Origin of the sequence: Streptomyces sp. NPDC058683 (genome assembly GCF_042716195.1) — a bacterium.
GTDB lineage: Bacteria > Actinomycetota > Actinomycetes > Streptomycetales > Streptomycetaceae > Streptomyces.
In genome coordinates this window covers 1-24424 of record NZ_JBHXSK010000041.1, presented here as the reverse complement: position 1 = coordinate 24424, position 24424 = coordinate 1, and the positions used below count along the sequence as shown (strand labels likewise).

The 24424-nt window shown below is 70.8% G+C and carries 21 protein-coding genes; 13 read left to right on the top strand and 8 right to left on the bottom strand.

The genetic code is table 11. The annotated features are described in order from the left end of the window. Nucleotides 1–41 precede the first annotated feature (41 nt). From ACFWXC_RS36515 to ACFWXC_RS36485, 7 genes are all read right to left on the bottom strand, one after another. Nucleotides 42–773: an LAETG motif-containing sortase-dependent surface protein gene (locus tag ACFWXC_RS36515; RefSeq protein ID WP_384485612.1), complete on the bottom strand. Its 732-nt coding sequence runs from the start codon at nucleotides 771–773 to the stop codon at nucleotides 42–44. 138 nt (nucleotides 774–911) lie between these two features. Further along, on the bottom strand, nucleotides 912–2042 hold the full coding sequence (locus ACFWXC_RS36510; RefSeq protein WP_384485610.1) for an LOG family protein: 1131 nt from the start codon (nucleotides 2040–2042) through the stop codon (nucleotides 912–914). Between the two features lie 84 nt (nucleotides 2043–2126). After that, nucleotides 2127–2534: a VOC family protein gene (locus tag ACFWXC_RS36505; RefSeq protein ID WP_384485608.1), complete on the bottom strand. Its 408-nt coding sequence runs from the start codon at nucleotides 2532–2534 to the stop codon at nucleotides 2127–2129. 106 nt (nucleotides 2535–2640) lie between these two features. Continuing rightward, nucleotides 2641–4053 (bottom strand): hypothetical protein, encoded by a 1413-nt coding sequence (locus tag ACFWXC_RS36500; protein WP_384485606.1) that lies wholly within the window; start codon nucleotides 4051–4053, stop codon nucleotides 2641–2643. Continuing rightward, nucleotides 4035–4775, bottom strand: coding sequence for an ABC transporter ATP-binding protein (locus tag ACFWXC_RS36495; RefSeq protein WP_384485604.1), 741 nt, complete (start codon nucleotides 4773–4775; stop codon nucleotides 4035–4037). Before ACFWXC_RS36495 ends, ACFWXC_RS36500 begins: the two co-directional genes overlap by 19 nt. Nucleotides 4776–4965: 190 nt before the next feature. Next, nucleotides 4966–6348, bottom strand: a complete 1383-nt coding sequence (locus tag ACFWXC_RS36490; protein WP_384485602.1) for an aspartate aminotransferase family protein — start codon at nucleotides 6346–6348, stop codon at nucleotides 4966–4968. Beyond that, a complete protein-coding gene (locus tag ACFWXC_RS36485) occupies nucleotides 6333–6851 on the bottom strand; it encodes an Lrp/AsnC family transcriptional regulator (protein ID WP_089098474.1) in 519 nt (172 codons plus the stop codon). The genes ACFWXC_RS36490 and ACFWXC_RS36485 overlap by 16 nt, the downstream gene beginning before the upstream one ends. 165 nt (nucleotides 6852–7016) lie before the next feature. Here ACFWXC_RS36485 and ACFWXC_RS36480 point away from each other — a divergent pair, with 165 nt between their 5' ends. The 13 genes from ACFWXC_RS36480 (at nucleotide 7017) to ACFWXC_RS36420 (ending at nucleotide 23358) form a co-directional block, all read left to right on the top strand. Next, nucleotides 7017–8465 (top strand): gamma-aminobutyraldehyde dehydrogenase, encoded by a 1449-nt coding sequence (locus ACFWXC_RS36480; protein ID WP_384485600.1) that lies wholly within the window; start codon nucleotides 7017–7019, stop codon nucleotides 8463–8465. Between the two features lie 218 nt (nucleotides 8466–8683). Then, complete coding sequence (locus ACFWXC_RS36475) at nucleotides 8684–9877, top strand: PotD/PotF family extracellular solute-binding protein (RefSeq protein ID WP_384485598.1); 1194 nt, start codon at nucleotides 8684–8686, stop codon at nucleotides 9875–9877. Nucleotides 9878–10247: 370 nt separating this feature from the next. Beyond that, nucleotides 10248–11165, top strand: a complete 918-nt coding sequence (locus ACFWXC_RS36470; RefSeq protein WP_384485596.1) for an endo-beta-N-acetylglucosaminidase H — start codon at nucleotides 10248–10250, stop codon at nucleotides 11163–11165. A 400-nt stretch (nucleotides 11166–11565) separates the two neighbouring features. After that, a complete protein-coding gene (locus tag ACFWXC_RS36465) occupies nucleotides 11566–13008 on the top strand; it encodes an aldehyde dehydrogenase family protein (RefSeq protein ID WP_384485594.1) in 1443 nt (480 codons plus the stop codon). Between the two features lie 33 nt (nucleotides 13009–13041). Further along, entirely contained in the window at nucleotides 13042–15012 is a 1971-nt protein-coding gene (iolD, locus tag ACFWXC_RS36460) for a 3D-(3,5/4)-trihydroxycyclohexane-1,2-dione acylhydrolase (decyclizing) (protein WP_384485592.1), read from the top strand. Further along, nucleotides 15009–15779 (top strand): HpcH/HpaI aldolase/citrate lyase family protein, encoded by a 771-nt coding sequence (locus ACFWXC_RS36455; RefSeq protein ID WP_384485590.1) that lies wholly within the window; start codon nucleotides 15009–15011, stop codon nucleotides 15777–15779. The genes iolD and ACFWXC_RS36455 overlap by 4 nt, the downstream gene beginning before the upstream one ends. 18 nt (nucleotides 15780–15797) lie before the next feature. Further along, nucleotides 15798–17015, top strand: coding sequence for a Gfo/Idh/MocA family protein (locus ACFWXC_RS36450; protein WP_384485588.1), 1218 nt, complete (start codon nucleotides 15798–15800; stop codon nucleotides 17013–17015). A 4-nt stretch (nucleotides 17016–17019) separates the two neighbouring features. After that, nucleotides 17020–17970, top strand: coding sequence for an NAD(P)-dependent oxidoreductase (locus tag ACFWXC_RS36445; protein ID WP_384485586.1), 951 nt, complete (start codon nucleotides 17020–17022; stop codon nucleotides 17968–17970). Next, a complete protein-coding gene (locus ACFWXC_RS36440) occupies nucleotides 17967–18854 on the top strand; it encodes a sugar phosphate isomerase/epimerase family protein (RefSeq protein ID WP_384485584.1) in 888 nt (295 codons plus the stop codon). Before ACFWXC_RS36445 ends, ACFWXC_RS36440 begins: the two co-directional genes overlap by 4 nt. A gap of 441 nt (nucleotides 18855–19295) precedes the next feature. Next, the gene (locus tag ACFWXC_RS36435; protein WP_384485582.1) at nucleotides 19296–20315 is read left to right on the top strand and encodes a sugar ABC transporter substrate-binding protein; all 1020 of its coding nucleotides are present in this window, start codon (nucleotides 19296–19298) and stop codon (nucleotides 20313–20315) included. Next, on the top strand, nucleotides 20315–21406 hold the full coding sequence (locus ACFWXC_RS36430) for an ABC transporter permease (protein WP_384485580.1): 1092 nt from the start codon (nucleotides 20315–20317) through the stop codon (nucleotides 21404–21406). The genes ACFWXC_RS36435 and ACFWXC_RS36430 overlap by 1 nt, the downstream gene beginning before the upstream one ends. 4 nt (nucleotides 21407–21410) lie before the next feature. Next, nucleotides 21411–22313, top strand: coding sequence for an ATP-binding cassette domain-containing protein (locus ACFWXC_RS36425; RefSeq protein ID WP_384485578.1), 903 nt, complete (start codon nucleotides 21411–21413; stop codon nucleotides 22311–22313). Nucleotides 22314–22338: 25 nt separating this feature from the next. Continuing rightward, nucleotides 22339–23358, top strand: coding sequence for a Gfo/Idh/MocA family protein (locus tag ACFWXC_RS36420; protein ID WP_384485576.1), 1020 nt, complete (start codon nucleotides 22339–22341; stop codon nucleotides 23356–23358). Between the two features lie 56 nt (nucleotides 23359–23414). Here ACFWXC_RS36420 and ACFWXC_RS36415 read toward each other — a convergent pair whose 3' ends face one another. Next, nucleotides 23415–24380 (bottom strand): Gfo/Idh/MocA family protein, encoded by a 966-nt coding sequence (locus ACFWXC_RS36415; RefSeq protein WP_384485743.1) that lies wholly within the window; start codon nucleotides 24378–24380, stop codon nucleotides 23415–23417. Nucleotides 24381–24424: the final 44 nt, after the last annotated feature.

The following is a 24424-nucleotide window of genomic DNA, read 5'->3' as shown; positions in this document are numbered from 1 at the left end:
GCCTCGACGTTGTACGAAAGCGGTGTACGAAGGCGGGTGCGTCAGCTTCCGCTGTTCGCCCCACGACGGCGCATGCCGAACCACACGGCGCCGCCGCCGACCACGACCAGCGCGGCCGCGATGCCGGCGATCAGACCGGTGTTGGAGTTGGCACCGGTCTCGGCGAGGTTCGACTCACCGACCGCCGGGGAGGGGGCGTTGCTCGACGTGCCCGCCGGGGCGGTGCTGCTGCTCTCCGAGGCCGACGGGGTCGGGGAGTCCGACTCGGCCGGGGTGGACTCGGACTCCGACGGCGACGGCGTGGCCGAATCCGACGGGGACGGGCTGGCGCTCTCCTCGCCCTTGCAGGCGGTGGAGGAGGTGGTCAGGTTGGGCGTGATGTCCTTGTCGATCTGGATCTTGCCGCTGTCGACCTTGACGTGGACGCGGTACACCGCGTTCGGCTGCCAGTCCTCGGAGAAGGTGACCGCGGTGCCCGCCTTGGAGCCCTTGACGGTCTGGGCGTCGCCGACCTGCTTCGCGTCGGCGCCGTTGCTCTCGAGGAAGACGGTGATCGTGGCCGGAGTACCGGAGGCGTCGGTGTCGGTGACCGTAATGACGCCATTGGCGCCGTCGCAGGTGGCTTCGGCGGAGAAATCAGAGATGTTGCACGCGAGGGCGGAACCGGAGACGCCGAGCGTCAGCGCGGCCGACGCAGCGGCAACTCCCAGGATGCGCACGGAACGACGTGCACTGCGGCGGGATATGGACACGTTTGTCCTTACTGGGTGCATAACTGCGGGGGGTTTGCGGGGGAGTTGACGCAACGCGAGGTGAGGCATCAGCAACCCCAGGAGGCTCACAGGTCTATAAGTGTGCCGTAAGTAGTGTCAATGCATATGCGGTCCACGGGCGTTGACTTTGCCTGCTTATTAATCGCTGAGACGTTTCAGTGCCTCGGGAGCCTGCTCGATACGGTCAACCAGGGCGATACGGGACGCCATGGACCGCTCCCGGGCAAGCGAGGTCAGCAGCTGCCAAGCCGGCAGCCTCTCGCTCCAGTGCGCCTCGTCCACGAGCACCATCGGGGTCGGCTCGCCCCGTGACTCGTAGTAGTTGGGCGTCGCGTTGTCGAAGATCTCCTGTACGGTCCCGGCGGCGCCCGGCAGGAACACCACACCGGCGTTGGAGCGGGCCAGCAGCCCGTCCTCGCGGGTGGCGTTGGCGAAGTACTTGGCGATGTGCGCGGCGAAGGCGTTCGGCGGCTCGTGGCCGTAGAACCAGGTGGGGATGCCGACCGAGGGCCCGCCGTCCGGCCAGCGATCGCGGACCTCGAAGGCGGCCCGCGCCCAGTCGGTGATGGACGGCCGGAACGACGGTGCCTTGGCGAGGAGCCGCAGCGCCTCCTCCAGCATTCCGTCGTCGAAGGGGGCCGCGTACGCGCCCAGGTTCGCCGCCTCCATCGCGCCCGGGCCGCCGCCGGTCGCCACCGTGAAGCCGGCCCGCGCCAGCTCCCGGCCGAGCCGGGCGGCGCCGGCGTACGCCTGCGTACCGCGCGCCATGGCGTGGCCGCCCATGACGCCCACCACCCGGGCGCCGACGAGGAGTTCGTCGAGCGCGTCGGAGACCGCGTCGTCGTGGATCGAGCGGAGCATCGAGGCGAATATGTCGCCGTCCGCCTTGGTCCCCTGGAACCAGGCGTACGAGCGGGCGTCCGGGGTCGCCTCGTAGCCCTCGCCGAGCGCGTCGAACAGTTCGTCGGGCGTGTAGACGAAGGCGCGGTAGGGGTCGAAGGGGAGGTCCGGGACGGGCGGGAAGACGAGGGCGCCCGAGGTGCGGACCCGGGCGGCGGCCTCGGCCGACATCGGGCAGCCGAGGAAGACGGCGCCGGCGGCGTCGGTGGTGAGCAGGACGTCCGTACGGTCCGTCAGGTCGACGGCCTGGACGCGGTACTGGGCGAGCGTGCCGTGCGCGGCGACGACCTCGTCGAACTCGGCGAGGGACTCGATCTCACGGTCGCGGGCGGCACGGTTGGGCTGAGGCTGGGCGGGTGTCGGATGCACCCGCCCATGCTGGCACAGCTGTTCGTAGGGATTCGTAGGGATTCGTAGGGCCCCGTCGGGAAGGCGTGGGCGGGGCCGGGCCGGTCAGCCCTGGACCGCCGCCGGGTCCATCCACACGACCTCCCAGCTGTGGCCGTCGAGGTCGTCGAAGGAGCGGCCGTACATGAAGCCCTGGTCCTGGCCGTCCTCGTTCGCCGTGCCGCCGGCCGCGACCGCCTTCTCCACCAGCTCGTCGACCTTCTCGCGGCTCTCCGCGCTCAGACAGATCAGCACCTCGCTGGTCTTGGTCGAGTCCGCGATCTCCTTCTTCGTGAAGTCGGCGTAGCGCTGCTTGCTCAGCAGCATCGCGATGATCGTGTCGCTGATCACGACACAGGCGCAGTCGTCGGTGCTGAACTGCGGGTTGATCGGGTAGCCGAGCTCGGTGAAGAACTTCCGCGACGCGGCGACGTCGTTGGTGGCCAGGTTCACGAAGATCATCTGCTGGTACATGGAGTCTCTCCCTCGGGTGTCGTGCCGTTCGGGGGGACAGACCGCGGGGTGGTCCGAAAGTCATCGGTGCGTTCGCATCTTTGTGCCACGACTTTCGTACGGCGTCTCAGGGCGCGAGGGGCAGCGCGGCCAGGTCGGCGACCAGCAGGGTGAGAGGGGCGAAGAGGGCCAGCAGGGCGCCGGAGCGCAGGGCCGCGGCGCTGCGCAGCACCGTGGCCGGGGCGCCCAGGCGGAGCAGGGCCTCGGTGGTGTCGGCGCGGGACTGGCGGGCCTCCACGGCGGCGGTCAGGAGAGTGGCCAGGGTGCAGCCGGCGACCACGGCACCGCCCAGGGCGGTGAGCGGGCCGAAGGCGAGGGTGCCGCCGTCGTCGTAGAGCGTGAGGGCCGCGAAGGCCGCCGACGCCACCGCGCAGACGACGCCGAGGGGGCGGCCGATGCGGGTGGCCTCCGCCATCAGGACGCGGCCGGCCAGGAGGCGGAGGGCGCCGGGGCGGGCGGTCTGGAGGAGGCGGCCGCAGAGGTGGGTGAGGCCGGGGGCGGCGAGGATCAGGCCGAGGGCGGTGAGGGTCCAGCCGGCGAGGACCCCGACGGGGCCCACGGCCAGGCCGCCGGGGAGGGAGGTCCGCGGGGTGGCCTCGGTGGCGCCGGCGTAGGACTCCACGGCGAGGCCCGCGGCGAGCACGGCGATGCCCCAGGGGAGGCCGGTGGGGGACTTCGCGACCCCGATCAGCTCGGGAACGTCCGCGGGGGCCGGGAGGGGGGGTTCGCCTGCCGGCGCTTGCGGGGCGCCCTCCCCGGCGGGGGTGTCCGCGGCGGCTGCCTGAGCCGGTGCCTGTGCCTGTGCCGGCTCGGCGGCACGGTCGGCCGTGGAGGGCGGTGTGGGCCGGGACCGGGATGTGAAGAGGCGGGCGCCGAAGCGGCCGTACGCTCCGAAGGTCTCCCGCCCCGCCTTTGTGTCGTAGGCCCCGAAACGGCCGTACACACGCGCCCGGCCCGCCGGGCCCGGCAGGTCCCTCGGGCGGAGGGTCACCGCCACCGCCGTGGACGCGAGTACCGGGAGCACGGCCAGGAGGGTCAGGGCCGCCGGGACGGGCAGGGACCTGTTCGCCGCCAGGAAGTCCTTCGCCGCGCCGTCGAAGGGCATGCCCGTGAGGTCGCCGCGCAGGTGGAGGAAGACCAGGAGGGCCAGCAGCGAACCCAGGGTGCAGGCCAGGGCCGTGTTCAGGGCGGCGATGGCCATCAGCCGGGCCGGGCCCAGGCCCAGGGCGGACAGGCCCGGGCGCGGCCTGGTGCCGGGGTCGGTGCGGGCCACCGCGATCGCGAGGTACACCGTGGCGGCGAGCGGGATCGCACACCACGACAGGCGCAGCAGGGCGGCCGTGGAGTGGGTCGGGTGGACCATCGCGTAGCCGAGGGCGGACAGCAGCAGGAAGCCCGTGCCGGCGGCCGCCGCGGCCACCAGGAGGCGGCGCAGGTGGACGGCCGGGCGGGCGGCGCGGGTCAGACGGAGAGCGAGCACTCGGCCCGGCCCTCCGCTTCGGGGACCGGCGGCAGGTGGACCGTGTTCACCCGGCGCCCGTCCAGGAGCGAGACCTTGCGGTCGGCCAGGGCGGCGGTGTCCGCGTCGTGCGTGGCCAGGACCACCGTGATGCCGTGCGAGCGGGCCGCCGTGGTGAGGGTGCGCAGCACATGGGCGCGGTCGGCGCGGTGCAGCGGTGCCGTCGGCTCGTCCGCGAAGAGGATCGTCGGGGCGGGGGCGAGGGCGCGGGCGATGCAGACGCGCTGGCGTTCGGCCTGCTGGAGTCCCGCGGGGTGGCTGCGGGCCTTGTCACCGACGTCGAGGCGCTCCAGCCACTCCAGTGCGGCCACCTTGGCCCGGCGGCGGCCGGTGCCGCGCAGCATCAGGGGCAGGGCGGTGTTCTCCCAGACGTTCAGCTCGGGGACCAGCGTCGGCTTCGGGTCGATCCAGCCGAAGCGGTCGCGGCGGAGCCGTTCGCGGGTGACCGGACCCATCCGGTGTACGGCCGTGCTGTTGAACCAGACCTCGCCGTGCTGCGCCGGGACCAGACCGGACAGGCACCTCAGCAGCGTGGTCTTGCCGCTGCCGCGCGGCCCGCTGACGGCGAGGATCTCGCCCTCCCGTACGCCGAGCGAGACACCGGCGACACCGGGCGAGCCGTCCGGGTGGCTGAAGTGCAGGGAGCGTGCCCACAGCACGTCGTTGTCCGGCGGGGCCTCCATGGGCGTACACCTCGGTTCTGATCCGTTTTCCCGTCTTCGATCCCCCGTCCGGGGGAACGAAGGCTGGGGCGATCGGTCACGTGCACGCTAGGCAGGTCGGGAGGCCGGGCCCGGACAGCACACGGCCCCGGGCCGCCGTTCTCACTCGAACGGACGGCACCGGGGCCGGATCGGACCGCTGATCCGATGATCAGAGCTTCGTCCACGCCTCCGTCAGCGTGGCGCGCAGGATCTGCTCGATCTCGTCGAAGGTCTCCTGGTTGGAGATCAGCGGCGGGGCGAGCTGGACGACCGGGTCGCCGCGGTCGTCGGCACGGCAGTACAGGCCGTTGTCGAACAGCGCCTTGGAGAGGAAGCCGTACAGGACGCGCTCGGTCTCCTCGTCGTTGAAGGACTCCTTCGTGGCCTTGTCCTTCACCAGCTCGATGCCGTAGAAGAAGCCGTTGCCGCGGACGTCGCCGACGATCGGCAGGTCGTGCAGCTTCTGGAGGGTGGACAGGAACGCGCCCTCGTTGTCGAGCACGTGCTGGTTGATGCCCTCGCGCTCGAACAGGTCGAGGTTGGCGAGGCCCACCGCCGCCGACACCGGGTGGCCGCCGAAGGTGTAGCCGTGCAGGAAGGTGTTGTCGCCCTTGTAGAACGGCTCGGCGAGCTTGTCGGAGATGATGCACGCGCCGATCGGGGAGTAGCCCGAGGTCATGCCCTTGGCGCAGGTGATCATGTCCGGGACGTAGTCGAACTTGTCGCAGGCGAACATCGTGCCGAGGCGGCCGAAGGCGCAGATGACCTCGTCGGAGACGAGCAGCACGTCGTACTGGTCGCAGATCTCGCGGACCCGCTGGAAGTAGCCGGGCGGGGGCGGGAAGCAGCCGCCCGCGTTCTGGACGGGCTCCAGGAAGACCGCGGCGACGGTGTCGGGGCCCTCGAAGAGGATCTGCTGCTCGATCTGGTCGGCGGCCCAGCGGCCGAAGGCCTCCGGGTCGTCGCCGAAGAGCGGGGCGCGGTAGATGTTGGTGTTCGGCACCTTGTGCGCGCCCGGGACGAGGGGCTCGAACGGCGCCTTCAGGGCCGGCAGGCCGGTGATGGACAGGGCGCCCTGCGGGGTGCCGTGGTAGGCGACCGCGCGGGAGATGACCTTGTACTTGGTCGGCTTGCCCTGGAGCTTGAAGTACTGCTTGGCGAGCTTCCAGGCGGTCTCCACGGCCTCGCCGCCGCCGGTGGTGAAGAAGACCTTGTTCAGGTCGCCGGGGGCGTGGTGGGCCAGGCGCTCCGCGAGCTCGACGGCCTTCGGGTGGGCGTAGGACCACACCGGGAAGAAGGCCAGCTCCTGCGCCTGCTTGAAGGCCGCCTCGGCGAGTTCGACGCGGCCGTGACCGGCCTGGACCACGAACAGGCCCGCGAGACCGTCGAGGTAGCGCTTGCCCTTGTCGTCGTAGATGTAGGTGCCCTCGCCCCGGACGATGGTCGGGACGGGCGAGTTCTCGTACGAGGACATGCGGGTGAAGTGCATCCACAGGTGGTCGTACGCGGTCTTGCTGAGGTCCTTCTGGCTCACGGTTATCGGGTTCCCCACATGTAGGTCTGCTTCTTCAGCTTCAGGTAAACGAAGCTTTCGGTGGAGCGCACGCCGGGCAGGGCCCGGATGCGTTTGTTGATGACGTCCAGCAGGTGGTCGTCGTCCTCGCAGACGATCTCGGCGAGGATGTCGAACGAGCCCGCGGTCATCACCACGTACTCGACTTCCGACATGGCGGTCAGCGCGTCCGCGATGGACTCGACATCGCCCTCGACGTTGACGCCGACCATCGCCTGCCGGCGGAAGCCCACGGTGAGCGGGTCCGTGACGGCGACGATCTGCATCACGCCCTGGTCCAGCAGCTTCTGGACGCGCTGGCGCACGGCCGCCTCCGACAGGCCGACGGCCTTGCCGATCGCGGCGTACGGCCGGCGGCCGTCCTCCTGGAGCTGCTGGATGATGGCGAGGGAAACGGCGTCCAACTGGGGGGTGCCGTTCCTGGACTCGCGGGACGAGTCCCTCTGGTCTGCGCTTCGACTGGCCACGACCTCACTGTGCACGACGTCTCGACGGTTCCGCAAGGCCGTATCGATGAAATTCGTTGTTTGAGGTGCCCGGTATTGCGGATTTCGCAGACGCGACGGCCGTGGGGGTGTTGAAAACGTGGGATCTCGGATTACTGTGGGTGTCTCATTCAATGGACACCCGAACTTGGAGGGCCGGCAGTGAGCACCGAGCTGCGTCGTCTGCGCAATTACATCGACGGTGAGTTCCGGGACGCCGCCGACGGACGGACCACGGAGGTGGTCAACCCCGCGATCGGCGAGGCGTACGCCACCGCCCCGCTGTCCGGCGAGGCCGACGTCGACGCGGCGATGGCGGCCGCGGCCGCCGCCTTCCCGGGCTGGCGCGACACCACGCCCGCCGAGCGTCAGAAGGCCCTGCTGAAGATCGCGGACGCGTTCGAGGAGCGGGCCGAGGAACTCATCGCGGCCGAGGTGGAGAACACGGGCAAGCCGACCGGGCTCACCCGCTCCGAGGAGATCCCGCCGATGGTCGACCAGATCCGCTTCTTCGCGGGCGCGGCGCGGATGCTGGAGGGCCGGTCGGCCGGTGAGTACATGGAGGGGATGACCTCCATCGTCCGCCGCGAGCCGGTCGGTGTCTGCGCGCAGGTCGCGCCGTGGAACTACCCGATGATGATGGCCGTGTGGAAGTTCGCCCCGGCGATCGCGGCGGGCAACACGGTCGTGCTGAAGCCGTCGGACACCACCCCGGCGTCGACCGTCCTGATGGCCGAGATCATCGGCGGGATCCTCCCCAAGGGCGTCTTCAACGTCGTCACCGGCGACCGTGACACCGGCCGCCTGATGGTCGAGCACCCGACTCCGGCGATGGCCTCCATCACCGGCTCCGTGCGCGCCGGCATGCAGGTCGCCGAGTCCGCGTCCAAGGACCTCAAGCGGGTCCACCTGGAGCTGGGCGGCAAGGCGCCGGTCGTCGTCTTCGAGGACCTCGACAGCGCGGCCATCGCCAAGGCCGCCGAGGACATCTCCGTCGCCGGTTTCTTCAACGCCGGCCAGGACTGTACGGCGGCGACGCGTGTGCTGGTGCAGGAGTCGATCCACGACGAGTTCGTGGCGGCGCTCGCGAAGGCCGCGGCCGAGACGAAGACGGGCCAGCCGGACGACGAGGACGTGCTGTTCGGGCCGCTGAACAACCCGAACCAGCTGAAGCAGGTCTCCGGCTTCATCGAGCGGCTTCCCGCCCACGCCAAGGTCGAGGCCGGCGGGCAGCGGGTCGGTGACAAGGGCTACTTCTACGCCCCGACCGTCGTCTCCGGGCTCAAGCAGGACGACGAGATCATCCAGAACGAGGTCTTCGGACCGGTCATCACCGTCCAGTCCTTCACGGACGAGGACCAGGCCACCGAGTGGGCCAACGGCGTCGACTACGCGCTCGCGTCCTCCGTGTGGACCAAGGACCACGGGCGGGCGATGCGGATGTCCAAGAAGCTGGACTTCGGCTGCGTGTGGATCAACACGCACATCCCGCTGGTCGCGGAGATGCCGCACGGCGGGTTCAAGAAGTCCGGGTACGGCAAGGACCTGTCGGGGTACGGGTTCGAGGACTACACGCGGATCAAGCATGTGATGACGTCGCTGGACGCGTAGGTCGTAGGTCTGCTGCAGGTGCGTGGGGGCTGGTCGTGCTCACGCGGCGAAGCCGCGAATTGACACAGCCCCGCGCCCCTTTCAGGGGCGTTGCGCTGCCCGGAGTCGAGAAGTAACGCCGTGTTGACCTGGGGCATCGACAAGGTGTCGGGTCCGCGTCAGGGGGCTCGACGCAGCGTCGATTGCCCGGCCACAGGCAGGCGCGACATGCTTCGGGCGTGCCCCAGAATCCTTCTCGAACGCCCGCGCTCTCCCGTCGCTCCCTGCTGCGCGCGCTCGGCGGCACCGCCGCGCTCGGCGCCCTGGCCGGCTGTGGGGTGCCCGCCGCCTACGTCAAGGCCGGCGACCGCACCGTGACCGACCTGTCCGCCCGGGACCACAAGCTGGTCTTCGCGAACTGGCCGCTGTACATCGACGTCGACGACGACAATCCGAACAAGCGGCCCACCCTCGACGCCTTCGAGAAGCAGAGCGGGATCTCCGTCGACTACATCGAGGAGATCAACGACAACGACGAGTTCTTCGGCAAGATCAGCCCGGCGCTGATGAACCACCAGTCCACCGGCCGGGACCTGATCGTCATCAGCGACTGGATGTGCGCGCGGTTCGTCCGCCTGGGCTGGGTCCAGAAGATGGACCGCGCCCACCAGCCCCACGTGGCGAAGTACCTGGACCCGCTGCTCCGTTCGCCCGCCTTCGACCCGGGCCGCCTGTACACGGTGCCGTGGCAGTCGGGCATCACCGGCATCGCGTACAACCGCAGGAAGCTGGGCCGCGAGATCCGGCACGTCAAGGACCTGTGGGCGAACGACCTCAAGGGCCGGGTGACCCTGCTCTCCGGCCTCGACGAGGCGTTCGCGCTGCTGATGCAGGGCAACGGCGTGGACATCACCAAGTGGACGGCCGACGACTTCTACGACGTCTGCGACGAGGTGGAGAAGCAGGTCGCCCGGGGCCAGATCCGCCGCTTCACCGGCAACGACTACACCAAGGACCTGGTCAGCGGCGACGTCCTGGCCTGCCAGGCGTACTCCGGCGACGTCATCCAGCTCCAGGCCGACAACCCCGACATCCGCTTCCTCGTCCCCGAGGAGGGCGCGGAGCTGTGGTCGGACTCCCTGATGATCCCGGACCGGGCCGACCACAAGGCCAACGCCGAACGCCTCGTCGACTACTACTACGAGCCCGAGGTCGCCGCCGAGCTGGCCGCGTGGGTCAACTACGTCTGCCCGGTCCCGGCGGCCCAGCAGGTCCTCGCCGCCTCCAAGGACAAGGACACCGCGGCCCTCGCCGAGAACCCCCTGATCTTCCCGAACACGGCGATGCGCAGGCGCCTCGCGATCGCCCGCGACATCACGTCGACCGAGCGCGTGGCCTTCGCGAAGCGGTGGAACGCGATCGTGGGGTTGTAGCCGGTCGTCCGGAAGTGTGTGACGAGGATTCTTGGTCGGCACAACAGAGGGATGGTTGACACCGGTCAGACGTTCGATCCGCGAGGAGCGGGACCTGGGGTCTGCTGGAGAGGAGCCGCTGACCGTTTGCTCCGGTGCTGCGGATCCGCGGCGTGCATGCCTGGTTCGTCCGCGCCGGCGCGGCAGCGCAGCGTTCTGGTAACTCCCTTGCCGGGGCCCAGGGTTACGGTGCGACGTGTGTGCGTGGGAGTCGTGAAGAGTTCCCGCATGGTTCTGGGGATTCCGTCACGGGAACGGAACGATCGGGGGGCTTTCTCGGCGCTCGCGAACAGGTCGGGCGCCGCTCCATGCGATGGGAGACCGATCAACGATGTTCACTCCGGTACGGAGCAGAATACGGACGGCCGCGCTCGCGCTCTCGGCCATTACGGCGCTCACCTTAGGCGCGACCGTCACGACCGGCGCGGCAGCGGCCCCCGCTCTCGCGAAACAGGGACCGACCTCGGTGGCGTACGTCGAGGTGAACAACAACAGCATGCTGAACGTCGGCAAGTACACCCTCGCCAACGGCGGCGGCAACGTCTTCGACGTCGCCGTGATCTTCGCGGCGAACATCAACTACGACGCGGGCACGAAGGCGGGGACCCTGTACTTCAACCCGAACGTGCAGCGCGTCCTCGACAACGCCGCCACGCAGATACGGCCGTTGCAGCAGAAGGGCATCAAGGTCGTCCTCTCGGTGCTCGGCAACCACCAGGGCTCGGGCTTCGCCAACTTCCCGTCCCAGCAGACGGCTTCGACGTTCGCGAAGCAGCTGTCGGACACCGTGGCCAAGTACGGCCTCGACGGCATCGACTTCGACGACGAGTACGCCGATTACGGCAACAACGGCACCGGCCAGCCCAACGCCAGCTCGTTCGTGTACCTGGTGTCGGCACTGCGCGCCAACATGCCGAACAAGATCATCAGCCTCTACAACATCGGCCCGGCCGCGTCGCGCCTGTCCTACGGCGGCGTCGACGTCTCGTCCAAGTTCGACTACGCCTGGAACCCGTACTACGGCTCCTGGCAGGTCCCCGGCATCGCACTGCCCAAGTCGAAGCTGTCGCCGGCGGCCGTCCAGATCGGCGGAACCTCGCAAAGCACCGCCGCCGCCCTCGCCCGCCGCACGGTCAGTGAGGGGTACGGCGTCTATCTGACGTACAACCTCGACGGCGCCGATCGCAGCGCCGATGTCTCCGCGTTCACCAGGGAGCTGTACGGCAGTGACGCCCGCTACACGCCGTAGACCGACCACACTCCCCGGCGTCCGGTGTCCCCTCGGGGCGTGCAACATCCCGTAGGGCCGCGCCTCGGGCGGGCCGCGCTTTCGACAACGATGTCGGAGGCGCGGTCGCCACGGGTACCGTGACCGGCCTCGCGAGGCCGCCTCGTGCAATGTGGATTTGACATGTGCATGACCTTCAGCGTCTAGCCGCGGGGTGGGGGCAAGTTGGGTGCCAAGATGACGGATAAATGATGGCTGCCTTGACGGCGAAATGATGGATTCGAGGGCTTCGCATCCCTCCCTCGCGGACCTAGCGTTGCGTGCACGTAAACGGCCTGGCCGTTGGCTGTCCGACACCCCCGGCATTCGCGGAGGCGTCGGTCGCGGCCGTGTTCTGACGGCTTGCTGAAGGGAGAGGGCAATGGCGCCCGTGGAGTTGCTGATCGGCAGTCGGTGGCAGGCGGCCAAGGGAACGGGGCAGACTCGGGAGGTCAGGTCCCCGTTCGACGGCTCGGCGGTGGGCACCGTGGCGCTCGCCGGGACCGAGGACGTCGGGGCGGCACTCGCCGCCGCGGAGCGGGGCGCGGCCGTCTGGCGGCGTACGCCCGCCCACGAGCGGATGCGGATCCTGCTGCGTGCCGCGGAACTCGCCGACGAGCGGGCCCCGAAGACCGCGCGGACCATCAGCGCGGAGTCCGGGAAGACCATCACCGAGGCCACCGGTGAGGCGTCCCGCTCCGGTGACCTGATCCGGCTCGCCGCCTTCGAGGGGACCCAGCTCTACGGCGAGACGCTCCCGCTCGACGCCAACCGCGGCACCGGACAGGACAAGATCGGCTTCACGCTGCGCCAGCCCTGCGGGATCGTCGTGGCGATCACGCCGTTCAACTACCCGGCGCTGCTGGTCCTGCACAAGCTCGCCCCGGCCCTGGCGGCGGGCAACGCGGTGATCCTCAAGCCGGCCACCAGCACTCCCCTGACCGCCCTCGAACTCGCCGAGTGCTTCGTGGACGCGGGCCTGCCGGAGGGGGTGCTCTCGGTACTCGTCGGCTCCGGCGCGGTGCTCGGCGACGCCCTCGTCGCCGACCCCCGGGTCCGGAAGATCTCCTTCACCGGCTCGACGGCCACCGGCGAGCACATCTCCCGGGTCGCCGGGGTGAAGAAGCTCTCCCTGGAGCTGGGCGCGTCCTGCCCGGTCGTGGTGCTGCCCGACGCCGACATCGAGGCCGCGGCGAGCGCGGTGGCCGCCGGTGGCTACGTCAACGCGGGGCAGGTGTGCATCTCCGTCCAGCGGGTCATCACGCACCCCGCCGTGACCGGCGACTTCCTGGACGCCCTCGTCCCCAAGGTCCGGGCCATCCGCACCGGCGACCCCGCCTCCCCGGACACCACGATGGGCGCCCTCATCACGACCGCGGAGGCGGAGCGCGTCGAGCGGGCCATCGCCCGGGCCGGCGCGGACGGGGCACGTGTGCTGACCGGCGGCGAGCGCGACGGCGCCGTGGTGCAGCCGGCCGTCGTCGCTGACGTCGACCCCGAATCCCCGTTCAGCCAGCAGGAGTTGTTCGGCCCGGCCGTTGCCGTCAGCTCGGCCGCCGACTGGGAGTCCGCCCTCGCGCAGGCCAACGGCACCGCCTACGGCCTCGGCGCCGGCATCTTCACCTCCGACGTCGCCGGTGCGGTCCGGGCCGTCCGGGAGATCGACGCCGGTTCCGTCCACATCAACTGGACGCCCCTGTGGCGCGCCGACCTGATGCCGTACGGCGGGCTCAAGGGCAGCGGCTACGGCAAGGAAGGCCCCCGCGCCGCGGTCGGCGAGATGACCGAGGTCAAGACGATCGTGCTGCACGGCCGTCCCTGGTGACCCTGCCCCGTACCCCTGATCAGGAGCCGACTCATGACTGACCGGACGCCACAGCCACGGGGCACGGTGCGCCTCACCGTCGCCCAGGCCGTCGTCACCTACCTCTCCCGGCAGTACTCCGTGGCCGACGGCCACCGGCGCCGCCTCGTCCCGGCCGCGCTCGGCATCTTCGGCCACGGCAACGTGGCAGGCCTCGGCCAGGCCCTCGACCAGCTCAGCGACCGACTCCCCTTCGTCCAGGGCCGTAACGAGCAGGCCCTCGTCCACATCGCGACCGCCTACGGCAAGGCGACCAGGCGGCACGCCACCCTCGCCGTGACCGCCTCCATCGGGCCCGGCGCCCTGAACATGGTGACCGGCGCGGGCCTGGCCACCGTCAACCGGCTGCCCGTCCTGCTGCTGCCGGGCGACACCTACGCGACCCGCCACCAGGGGCCCGTGCTCCAGCAGTTGCAGCATCCCGTCGAGGCCGACGCCTCCGTCAACGACGCCTTCCGGCCCGTCTCCCGCTTCTTCGACCGCATCACCCGGCCCGAGCAGCTGCTGACCGCGCTGCCCGCGGCGATGCGGGCGCTGACCGACGTGGACACCGGCGCGGTCGTCGTCTCCCTGCCGCAGGACATCCAGTCCCACGCGTACGACTATCCGGCGGAGTTCTTCGCCGAGCGGGACTGGCCGATCCGCCGCCCGGCGCCGGACGCCGACGAGGTCGCGGCGGTCGCGCGGATGCTCGCCGAGGCGGAGAAACCGCTGGTCATCGCCGGTGGCGGGGTCGTGTACTCCGGTGCCGGCGAGGAGCTGGAGGCGCTGGCCGAGGCGGCGGGCGTCCCCGTCGCGGAGACGTTCGCCGGCAAGGGCGCGGTGCAGCGCCGGGCCTGGTGGCAGCTGGGCGGTATCGGCCTGGAAGGCACCCAGGCCGTCAACGCCCTCGCCCGGGAGGCCGACTTCGTGCTCACCGTGGGCTCGCGTCTGACGGACTTCGCCACCGCCTCGCACTCCCTCTTCCAGAACCCCGGCGTGCGCTTCGCGAGCATCAACGTCAACGTGCACGACGCGAACCGCCTGGGCGCCACCGGCGTCGTGGCCGACGCCAAGCGGGCGCTCGCCGCGCTCACCGACGCCGTACGCGCGAACGGCACCAGCACGTCGGCCGCCTGGCAGGAGAAGGTGCGCACCCTCGACGGGCAGTGGCAGCAGCAGCGTGCCGCCGCCCTCGACCCGGACACCCCCTTCGACCTGGCGTCGCTGCCCGCGGACACCGACGTCGTGAGCGACACCGACGCGGTCCTCACCCAGGGCCAGCTGATCGGCCTGCTGCAGGAGCACGCCCGGTCCGGCGACACGATCATCGCCGCCGCCGGCGGTCCGCCCGGTGACCTGCAGAAGGTGTGGGACGCCACCGAGGGCCGCTTCGCGCACCTGGAGTTCGGCTTCTCCTGCATGGGCTACGAGCTGCCCGCCGCGATCGGCGTCCGCCTCGCCGAGCCGGACCCGGCCAAGCGGGTGCTGTCCCTGCTGGGCGACGGCACCTTCCTGATGGCGCCGACGGAGCTGGTCACGGCCGCGCAGGAGCGGCTCCCGGTCACCTTCGTGATCCCGGAGAACCACGGCTACCAGGTCATCCACCGCCTCCAGATGGGGCGCAGCGGACGGGAGTTCGGCAACGAGTTCCGCTACCGGGACGGCAGCCTGGAGATCGGCTCCGGCAAGGCCGCCCGACTGGAGGGCGACTACCTCCGGGTCGACCTCGTGAAGACGGCGGAGGGGCTCGGCGCCCGCGCGCTCCGCGCCACCACCGCCGACGAGGTGCGGGCCGCCCTGGCCGGCACCCGGGACCACGACGGACCCGTCGTCCTCGTCGTCCCCGTGATCCCGCACGCCGACCTCCCCGGTGCGGGCGTGTGGTGGGACGTGGCCCCGGCGGAGGTCTCCGAGCAGGAGGCGGTCGCCCAGCTGCGCCACGAGTACGAAGAAGGCCTGGCTTCCCAGAGGTGGTACGGATGACCCGCTCGATCCTGGACCACGGCCGGCTGCGTGCCCGGCTCGCCGCCGGTGAGCCCACGGTGGGCACCTTCGTCGGCAGCGCCTCCCCGGTCGCGGCCGAGGTGTGCGCCGCCGCCGGTGTCGACTGGGTGCTGCTCGACCTCGAACACGGCGCCGGGGGAGAGGAGCAGGTCCGTACGACCGTCCCGGCCGCCGCCGCGTACGGCGTGCCGACCGTCGTACGCGTCGAGTCCGCCGCCCGTATCCGCATCGGCCGTGTCCTCGACCTGGGGGTCGCGGGCGTCATGCTGCCCCGCCTCGACACGGCGGCCGAAGTGCGCGAAGCGCTCAGGCACTTGAGGTACCCGCCCGCGGGCGACCGGGGTGTGGCCACCTACAACCGGGCCTGCCGGTTCGGACTCGACCCCGCGGCCCTGGACCGGGAGGGCGAGATTCTCGGCGTGATCCAGATCGAGTCGGCGAGCGCGCTCGGCGAGGTCGAGGAGATCGCGGCCCTGGACGGCGCCGACGTGCTGTTCGTCGGCCCCCGCGACCTCAGCCATGACCTCGGCGTGCCCGGCGACTTCACCGCCCCCGTCTACCGGGAGGCCCTGGAACGCGTCCGCAAGGCCGCCGCGGACCACGGCAAGGCGTGTGGGCTCCTCGTCCCCGACGGCGCGGCCGCGGCCACGAAGCGGGCCGAGGGCTGGACGTTCATCGGCATCGGCTCCGACACCACCCTGCTCGCCGCCGCCCTGGCCGGCGCGCTGGACCAAGCCCGGGCCTAGAGACCTCAGGAGACACAGATGACCCCCACCACCCCGGGCGCCGCACGCGAGATCGGCGTCGGCCTGATCAGCGTCGGCTGGATGGGCAAGCTGCACAGCCGTGCCTACCAGGCGCTGCCCTCCGTCTATCCCGAGCTGGGCATCAGGCCCCGCCTCGTGCACGCCGCCGACACCGCCGAGGACCGCGCCGCGTACGCCCGTGACGTGCTCGGCTACGAGAGAGCCTCGACCGACTACCGTGCCGTGCTCGACGACCCGGACGTCGAGGTCGTCTCGATCTGTGCGCCGAACCTCCTCCACCACGAGATCGGCATCGCCGCCGCCAAGGCCGGCAAACCGTTCTGGATCGAGAAGCCCGTCGGACGCGGCGCCGAGGAGACCGCCGAGGTCGCCGCCGCGGCCCGGGCGGCCGGCGTGGTCACCTCCATCGGCTACAACTACCGGCACGCACCCGCCGTCGAGCGGGCCCGCGAGCTGATCGCCGAGGGCCGGCTCGGCCGGATCACCAACGTCCGCGCCACCTTCTTCTCCGGCTACGCCTCCGAGCCCAGGGGCGCCCTGTCCTGGCGTTTCAAGCGGGACCTGGCCGGACACGGCGCGCTCGGCGACCTGATGAGCCACGTCGTGGACCTCGTCAGCTACGTCGTGGCCCCGATCGACGAGGTCTCCGCGCTCACCAGCACCGTCTACACCGAGCGCCCGCTGCTGCCCATGGGCTCCGGCACGCACTTCGCGGTGATCGAGGGGGGTGAGATGGCGCGGGTCGAGAACGACGACTACACCGCCGCCCTCGTCCGCTTCAGCCAGGGAGCCGTCGGCACCCTGGAGGCGTCCCGCGTCATCGTCGGCCCGCAGTGCGGCATCGGCTTCGAGATCTACGGCACCGACGGCTCGGTCACCTGGACCTTCGAGCGCATGAACGAACTGCGCGTCGCCCTCGACCGCAGCGGCCCCCAGCAGGGCTACACCACCGTGCTGGGCAACGGACACATGGGCGACTACGCCCGCTTCCAGCCCGGCCCCGGCAACAGCATGGGCTACGACGACCTGAAGGTGATCGAGGCCAAGAAGTTCCTGGCCGCCGTGGCCGGCGTCGAGCACCACCACTCCACGATCGAGGACGCGCACGCCGTCGCCGAGGTGATCGCGGCGGCCGCCGCCTCCGCCGAGAGCGGCTCCTGGCAGTCGGTGCTCGCGGTACCCGGCGCGACCTTCGGTCATCCGGCGCGGAGCTGATCGTATGCCTTGCGAACATGTCGTCGTGGCCCTCGGGCCGGTCGACGCCGGCACGGTGGTCCCCGTCCTCGGCGAGCGGGTCACCTTCGTCACCGACCCCACGGCCGAGGACCTCGCGGTCGCCGAGGGGGCCATCGTCCGCGCGGACCGGCAGGTCGACGGGGACCTCCTCGCGCGGATGCCACGGCTGCGGGTCATCGCCCGCACCGGGGTGGGTGTCGAGCTGGTCGACGTGGCGGTGGCCGCCGCCCGCGGGATCCCCGTCGTCGTCACCCCGAACAGCGGCAGCCGGGCGGTGGCCGAGGGGGTCCTCGCCATGGCGCTGCACCTGACCAAGCGGCTGAGTCCGCTGACCGAGCTGGTGCGCGAGGGCCGCTGGGCCGAGCGTGCCACCCTGCCGGTCGGCGATCTGGACGGCGCCACCCTGGGGATCGTCGGCTACGGCCGTATCGGCCGCCGGGTGGGCGAACTCGCCGCCGCGTTCGGGATGCGGACGCTCGCCTACGACCCGTTCAGTCCTCCGCCGACCGAGGTGGCCCGCGCCGATCTGGGCGATCTCGTCGCGGCCGCCGACGTCCTGACCCTGCACACCCCGCTCACCGACGACACCCGGCACCTCGTGGACGAGCACCTGCTGGCCCGGGTGAAGCCGGGAGCGATCCTCGTCAACTGCGGCCGGGGCGGCCTGCTCGACCTCGACGCCACCCTGGCCGCCCTGGAGACGGGCCGGCTGTCCGGCGCCGGCCTGGACGTGTTCGACCCAGAGCCGGCCCTCTACCACCCGCTCTTCGATCACCCGAACGTCGTCCTCACCCCGCACCTGATGGGTATGACACGCCGGGCGATGACGCTGACCTTCGCCGACGCGGCGCGTGGCGTCGCGGACGTCCTCGCGGGCCGCCCGCCGGCCGCGGTCGCCGACCCCGAACAGAACCACCGAAAGGCCACAGCATGACCACCTCACCGCTCGACAGGATCGCCGGCGCGCCCATCTCCTGGGGGGTGTGCGAAGTGCCCGGCTGGGGCTACCAGTTGACACCCGAACGGGTACTGAAGGAGATGCGCGAGGTCGGCCTGGCCGCCACCGAGATCGGCCCCGACGGCTTCCTGCCCGCGGAACCGGGCGCCATGGCCCAGGTCCTCGCCGACCACGACCTGCACGCCGTCGGCGGCTTCACCCCGCTGCTGCTGCACGTGCCCGGACACGACCCGCTGCCGGTCGCGGAACAGCTCCTGGAGGGCTACGCCGCCTCGGACGCGGAGGTCCTCGTCCTGTCGGCCATCACCGGCCAGGACGGCTACGACTCCCGGCCCGAACTCGACGCCGACGGCTGGCGGCTGCTGCTTTCCAACCTCGACCGGCTGACGGCGCTGGCCGCCGAACGCGGCGTACGGGCCGTCCTGCACCCGCACGTCGGCACGATGATCGAGAACGGCGAGGAGGTCCGCCGCGTCCTGGAGCACTCGGCGATCTCCCTCTGCCTCGACACCGGACACCTGCTCATCGGCGGCACCGACCCCGCCGAACTGACCCGGCAGGCACCCGAGCGCATCGCCCACACCCACATGAAGGACGTGGACGCCGCCCTCGCCGCCAAGGTCCGGTCCGGCCGCCTCACCTACACCGAGGCCGTACGCGACGGCATGTACCGCCCGCTCGGCGCCGGTGACGTCGACGTCCGGGCCATCGTCACCCATCTCGGCGCCCGCGGATACGACGGCTGGTACGTCCTGGAACAGGACACCATTCTCACCGGGGAACCCAAGGGAAAGGGCCCCGTCGACGCGGTATGGGAAAGCGCCGAGCATCTGCGTTCGGTGCTGCGCGCCACCGCGTGACCGTACCCGGACCACCTGTTTCGCCGATTCCGGGTCGAATTCGCGCCCGTCCGGGAATTGACCCCGTCCGGTCCGGTCGGCTCGGAATCCCTTTCCTGTCATACGGGTCGTCGGGCCGGCCGGCGACCCGGTGGCGGAGGCTCTTCACCGGCGCGGGTTCCCTCTCGTGCGGCCGAGTGCTGAATGGCTAATACATCTAAAAAAGGGGACGGAATGGCTCGGGCCATTTCGGACGTGGAGGGTGCCACAGACGGCGTCGAGTGCATGTCCTGACATCGTGTCCTGATGGATAAATGATGTCATTACAAATGTTGACCCCCGGGGTTTCATGGCGGTTCCATCTCGTCATGGGAAACGGCCGCGTAAACGGCATGTGTCCCGTAGCGCCTGCGCAGCCAGTCGCATCCTTCTCCTCCCCGTCGCACAGTGAGGTGCCGGAAGATGGATCGCTCGTCGTACCCCCGCTCCCGCAGAATCGCCCCCGTCGTCGCCGCGGCGGCAGCGGCCGCGCTGCTCGTCGCCGGATGCTCCAGCAACTCCGGAGGCAAGAACGCCGAGGAGGCCGACAGCGGCGTCTCGGCCGGCAAGGCCACCACCGCCCGTATGACGGTCGCGATGATCACGCACGCCGCGCCCGGTGACACCTTCTGGGACACGATCCGCAAGGGCGCGGAGGCGGCCGCCGCGAAGGACAACGTCAAGCTCGTCTACTCCAGCGACCCCAGCGGCCCCAACCAGGCCAGCCTGGTGCAGAACGCGATCGACCAGAAGGTCGACGGCATCGCGGTCACCCTCGCCAAGCCGGACGCCATGAAGGCCGTGGTCGCCAAGGCCGAACAGGCCGGCATCCCCGTCGTCGGCTTCAACAGCGGCGTGGCCGACTGGAAGAAGCAGGGTCTGCTGGAGTACTTCGGCCAGGACGAGAGCATCGCGGGCGAGGCCTTCGGTCGCAAGCTGAACGAGGCCGGCGCCAAGCACACGGTCTGCGTGATCATGGAACAGGGGCAGGTCTCCCTGGAGGCCCGCTGCGCCGGGGTGAAGAAGACGTTCGAGGGCAAGACCGACATCCTCTACGTCAGCGGCACCGACATGCCGTCCGTGAAGGCGACGATCACCGCCAAGCTCAAGACGGACCCGTCCATCGACTACGTGACGACCCTCGGTGCTCCGTTCGCGATGACCGCCATCCAGTCCATCGCCGACGCGGGCGGCAAGGCCAAGCTCGCCACGTTCGACCTCAACAAGGACGCGGTCGGCGCCATCAAGTCGGGCAAGATCCAGTGGGCCGTCGACCAGCAGCCCTACCTGCAGGGCTACCTGTCGGTCGACTCCCTGTGGCTCTACAAGAACAACGGTAACTACAGCGGCGGCGGCGAGGCGCCGGTGCTGACCGGTCCGGCCTTCGTCGACAAGACCAACGTCGCGAAGATCGCCGAGTTCGCGGCGAAGGGAACCCGGTGATGAGCACGGCCCAGAGCATGACCCAGAGCGCGGCCCCGGCGACGGACTCCCCGTCGCCGGCTCCGCCGGCCCCCCAGAAGGACGGGCGGACGACCCAACGTCCGCCGGTCGTCCGGCTGTTGGCCCGGCCCGAGGTCGGCGTCTTCCTCGGTGCCGCCGCGGTGTACGTGTTCTTCCTGATCGCGGCCCCGCCGGTGCGCGACGGCGGCTCGATGGCGACGGTGCTCTACCAGTCCTCCACCATCGGGATCATGGCGCTGCCGGTGGCGCTGCTGATGATCGGCGGCGAGTTCGACCTGTCGGCAGGCGTCGCCGTCGTCACCTCGGCGCTGACCGCGAGCATGCTCGCCTACCAGCTGACCATGAACGTCTGGGTGGGCGTGATCGCGGCCTTGCTGGTGTCGCTGGCGATCGGCTTCCTCAACGGCTGGCTGGTGGTCAGGACCGGGCTGCCCAGCTTCCTGGTCACCCTGGGCACCTTCCTGATCCTCCAGGGCGTCAACCTCGCGGTCACCAAGCTGGTCACCGGCAACGTCGCCACCGACGACATCAGCGACATGGACGGCTTCGGCCAGGCGCAGAAGATCTTCGCCTCGACCTTCACCATCGGCGGCGTCCAGGTCAAGATCACCGTTTTCTACTGGCTGGTCTTCGCGGCGCTGGCGACCTGGGTGCTGCTGCGCACCAAGTACGGCAACTGGGTCTTCGCGGTGGGCGGCAACAAGGAGTCCGCCCGGGCGGTCGGTGTGCCGGTGACCTTCACCAAGATCTCGCTGTTCATGCTGGTCGGTTTCGGTGCCTGGTTCGTCGGCATGCACCAGCTGTTCTCCTTCAACACGGTGCAGTCCGGTGAGGGCGTGGGCCAGGAGCTGATCTACATCTCCGCGGCCGTCATCGGCGGCTGTCTGCTGACGGGCGGTGCGGGGTCGGCGATCGGCCCGGTCTTCGGTGCCTTCATGTTCGGCATGGTGCAGCAGGGCATCGTCTACGCCGGCTGGAACCCCGACTGGTTCAAGGCCTTCCTCGGCGTGATGCTGCTCGGCGCCGTCCTGATCAATCTGTGGGTCAGCCGCACGGCGACCCGGAGGTGACGCAATGACATCCACCAACGGAACCGGAACCCACGGCGCGGTCATCGCCGACGCCGCCCCCGAGAAGGACGACGTGATCGTCGAACTGCGCGGTACGGGCAAGTCGTACGGCAACATCCGTGCCCTGCACGGCGTCGACCTCGCCGTCCGGCCCAGCAGGGTGACCTGCGTCCTGGGTGACAACGGGGCCGGCAAGTCGACCCTCATCAAGATTATTTCGGGGCTGCACCAGCACACCGAGGGCGATTTCCTGGTCGACGGCGAGCCGGTGCGCTTCACCACCCCGCGTGAGGCCCTGGACAAGGGCATCGCCACGGTCTACCAGGACCTCGCCACCGTTCCCCTGATGCCGGTGTGGCGGAACTTCTTCCTGGGCTCCGAGATGACCCGGGGCCCCTGGCCGGTGCGGCGTCTGGACATCGCCCGGATGAAGGAGACCGCCGACCGGGAGCTGCGCAACATGGGCATCGTCCTGGACGACCTGGACCAGCCCATCGGGACGCTCTCCGGCGGGCAGCGGCAGTGCGTGGCCATCGCCCGTGCCGTCTACTTCGGCGCCCGGGTGCTGATCCTGGACGAGCCCACCGCCGCTCTCGGCGTCAAGCAGTCCGGTGTGGTCCTGAAGTACATCGCGGCCGCCCGCGAACGCGGCCTCGGCGTCATCTTCATCACCCACAACCCGCACCACGCGTACATGGTCGGCGACCACTTCAGCGTGCTGCGTCTGGGCACCCTCGAACTCTCCGCCGAGCGCAGCGAGATCACCCTCGAAGAGCTCACCAACCACATGGCGGGCGGCACCGAACTCGCCGCCCTCAAGCACGAACTGTCCCAGGTCCGGGGCGTGGACACCGAGGAACTCCCCGCGGCGGACGCACTTCGGGTCGGCGACCCCCGCACCAACTGACTACGACCACGGGAGACACCGGAACATGTCATCTCAGCGAGCGCTGCGCGTTGCCGTCGTCGGCACCGGCACGATGGGCGCGGACCATGTGCGCAGACTCCGGAACGTCATCAGCGGGGCCCGCGTGACGGCCGTCGTCGACATCGACGCGGAACGGGCCAAGTCGCTGGCCGACGCGACGGAGGGCTGCACGGCGTACACCGAACCCGCGGTCGCCATGGCGGCGCAGGACGTGGACGCGGTCCTCATCGCCTCACCGGGGCCCGCCCACGAGGCGGCTCTGCTCGAAGCCCTGAGCCGGGACCTGCCGGTACTGTGCGAGAAGCCGCTCACCCCTGACGCGGCCTCCGCCCTGCGGGTCCTGGAGGCCGAACAGAAGCTCGGGCACCGGCGCGTCCAGGTGGGTTTCATGCGCCGGTACGACGCCGAGTACCTGAAGCTCAAGCGGCTCCTCGACGAAGGCAAGCTGGGCCGGACGCTGATGCTGCACCAACAGCACCGCAACCCGGCCATGCCCGCCTGGTTCACCGAGGAGATGCTCATCAACGACTCGGTCGTGCACGAGATGGACGTGACACGCTGGCTCCTCGGCCAGGAGATCACCGCGGTCACCGTGCACAAACCGGCACCGTCGGCACAGGCGCCCGCCGGTATGAGCGACCCTCAGTTCGTCCTCTTCGAAACCGGGGCGGGCGCGCTCGTCGACGTCGAGATCTTCGGGCACTGCGGCTACGGCTACGAGGTACACGCCGAGGCGGTCTGCGAACACGGCACCGTACGCATCGGCGACGAGCACGGGCCGCGGGTCAGCGCCGACGGCCGCTGGGGCGGACGTGTCACGCCGGACTACATCGAGCGTTTCCAGGACGCCTACGACCGCGAGGTCCAGGCCTGGGTCGACGCCACCCGTCGCGGGGAGGTCACAGGCCCCGGCGTCTGGGACGGTTACGCCGCCGCGGCCGTGTGCGAGGCGGGCGTGCTGTCCCAGCGGGAGGGGCGGCGCGTGGAGGTCGAGCTGGTGGAACGCCCGGCCCTGTACCGGTAGCCGTACACACGGCGGGAGGGGGCGGTACCGGTCCGGTACCGCCCCCTCCCGCTGCGTCACGCCGTGGCCGGAAGCACCGTACGCGGACGGACGGGGAATCCGGCCGCCCGGTAGCACTCGTCGATCAACCGCATGGTGGTCGACGCGTCATCGGCGTCGAGCGCCGGCGGTGCGCCGTGCCGCAGCTGCGCCGCCAACGCCTCCAGCTGGTACGTGTACGACGACCGGCGGCCGAGTTCCTCCGTGCGCTCACCGGTGGCCGTACGCACCACCACCCGGTCGTCCAGGTGCGGCTGGACGAAGTTCGTCGCCGTGGCCTCGCCGCGCGTGCCCACGACGCGGCAGCTCATCTGCCACGTGTGGTAGGCCATGTGACAGCGGGCGGTTCCGGTGGCGCCGCCGGGGAACTCCAGGTCGGCGTAGAGCCATTCGTCGACTCCCGGAGCCCCGGTTCGCTCGCCGCCGCGGGCGCCGGTCAGCCGGGGCGCGCCGCCGGCCCAGGGGGCGAGCATCCGCAGCGCGTGCAGGCTGTAGCACCCGAGGTCCATCAGCGCACCGCCGGCCAGCGGCAGCGACCACCGCACGTCGCTGTCCGGCGGCGCGGGCATGGCGACCATGGCCTCGACGTGCCGGAGGTCGCCCAGCTCCCCGCTGTCGAGCAGCTCGTGCAGGCGCCGGGTGACCGGGTGGAACAGGTAGTGGAAGCCCTCCATGAACACGGTGCCCGCCTGGGCGACGGCCTTGTGGACCTCGGCCGCCTCCTCGGCGTTGCTCGCGGACGGCTTCTCGGTGAGCACGTGTTTGCCGGCCCGGAGCGCCGCCAGGTTCCACGGCCCGTGCAGGCCGTTGGCCAGCGGGTTGTAGACGACCTCGACCTCCGGGTCGCCGACCAGGTCGGCATAGGAGCCGACCACCCGTTCCACGCCGTGCGCGGCGGCGAACGCCTCGGCCCGGTCCCGGTCGCGGGGGGGGGGGGGCCGGCCCGCCCCGGGCGGCCCCCCCGCCGCCCGCCCCCGCGCCAGCGCGGGGCTGCACGGCGCGCCCCCCCCCCCCAACCACACCACGG

What these genes read in the sequence shown, in the direction of transcription:
- ACFWXC_RS36445 (WP_384485586.1), top strand. Translation starts at nt 17,020, where the DNA reads ATGCCTTGCGAACATGTCGTCGTGGCCCTCGGGCCGGTCGACGCCGGC.
- ACFWXC_RS36455 (WP_384485590.1), top strand. Translation starts at nt 15,009, where the DNA reads ATGACCCGCTCGATCCTGGACCACGGCCGGCTGCGTGCCCGGCTCGCC.
- ACFWXC_RS36465 (WP_384485594.1), top strand. Translation starts at nt 11,566, where the DNA reads ATGGCGCCCGTGGAGTTGCTGATCGGCAGTCGGTGGCAGGCGGCCAAG.
- ACFWXC_RS36425 (WP_384485578.1), top strand. Translation starts at nt 21,411, where the DNA reads ATGACATCCACCAACGGAACCGGAACCCACGGCGCGGTCATCGCCGAC.
- ACFWXC_RS36515 (WP_384485612.1), bottom strand. Translation starts at nt 773, where the DNA reads ATGCACCCAGTAAGGACAAACGTGTCCATATCCCGCCGCAGTGCACGT.
- iolD (WP_384485592.1), top strand. Translation starts at nt 13,042, where the DNA reads ATGACTGACCGGACGCCACAGCCACGGGGCACGGTGCGCCTCACCGTC.
- ACFWXC_RS36505 (WP_384485608.1), bottom strand. Translation starts at nt 2,534, where the DNA reads ATGTACCAGCAGATGATCTTCGTGAACCTGGCCACCAACGACGTCGCC.
- ACFWXC_RS36440 (WP_384485584.1), top strand. Translation starts at nt 17,967, where the DNA reads ATGACCACCTCACCGCTCGACAGGATCGCCGGCGCGCCCATCTCCTGG.
- ACFWXC_RS36435 (WP_384485582.1), top strand. Translation starts at nt 19,296, where the DNA reads ATGGATCGCTCGTCGTACCCCCGCTCCCGCAGAATCGCCCCCGTCGTC.
- ACFWXC_RS36450 (WP_384485588.1), top strand. Translation starts at nt 15,798, where the DNA reads ATGACCCCCACCACCCCGGGCGCCGCACGCGAGATCGGCGTCGGCCTG.
- ACFWXC_RS36430 (WP_384485580.1), top strand. Translation starts at nt 20,315, where the DNA reads ATGAGCACGGCCCAGAGCATGACCCAGAGCGCGGCCCCGGCGACGGAC.
- ACFWXC_RS36470 (WP_384485596.1), top strand. Translation starts at nt 10,248, where the DNA reads ATGTTCACTCCGGTACGGAGCAGAATACGGACGGCCGCGCTCGCGCTC.
- ACFWXC_RS36420 (WP_384485576.1), top strand. Translation starts at nt 22,339, where the DNA reads ATGTCATCTCAGCGAGCGCTGCGCGTTGCCGTCGTCGGCACCGGCACG.
- ACFWXC_RS36495 (WP_384485604.1), bottom strand. Translation starts at nt 4,775, where the DNA reads ATGGAGGCCCCGCCGGACAACGACGTGCTGTGGGCACGCTCCCTGCAC.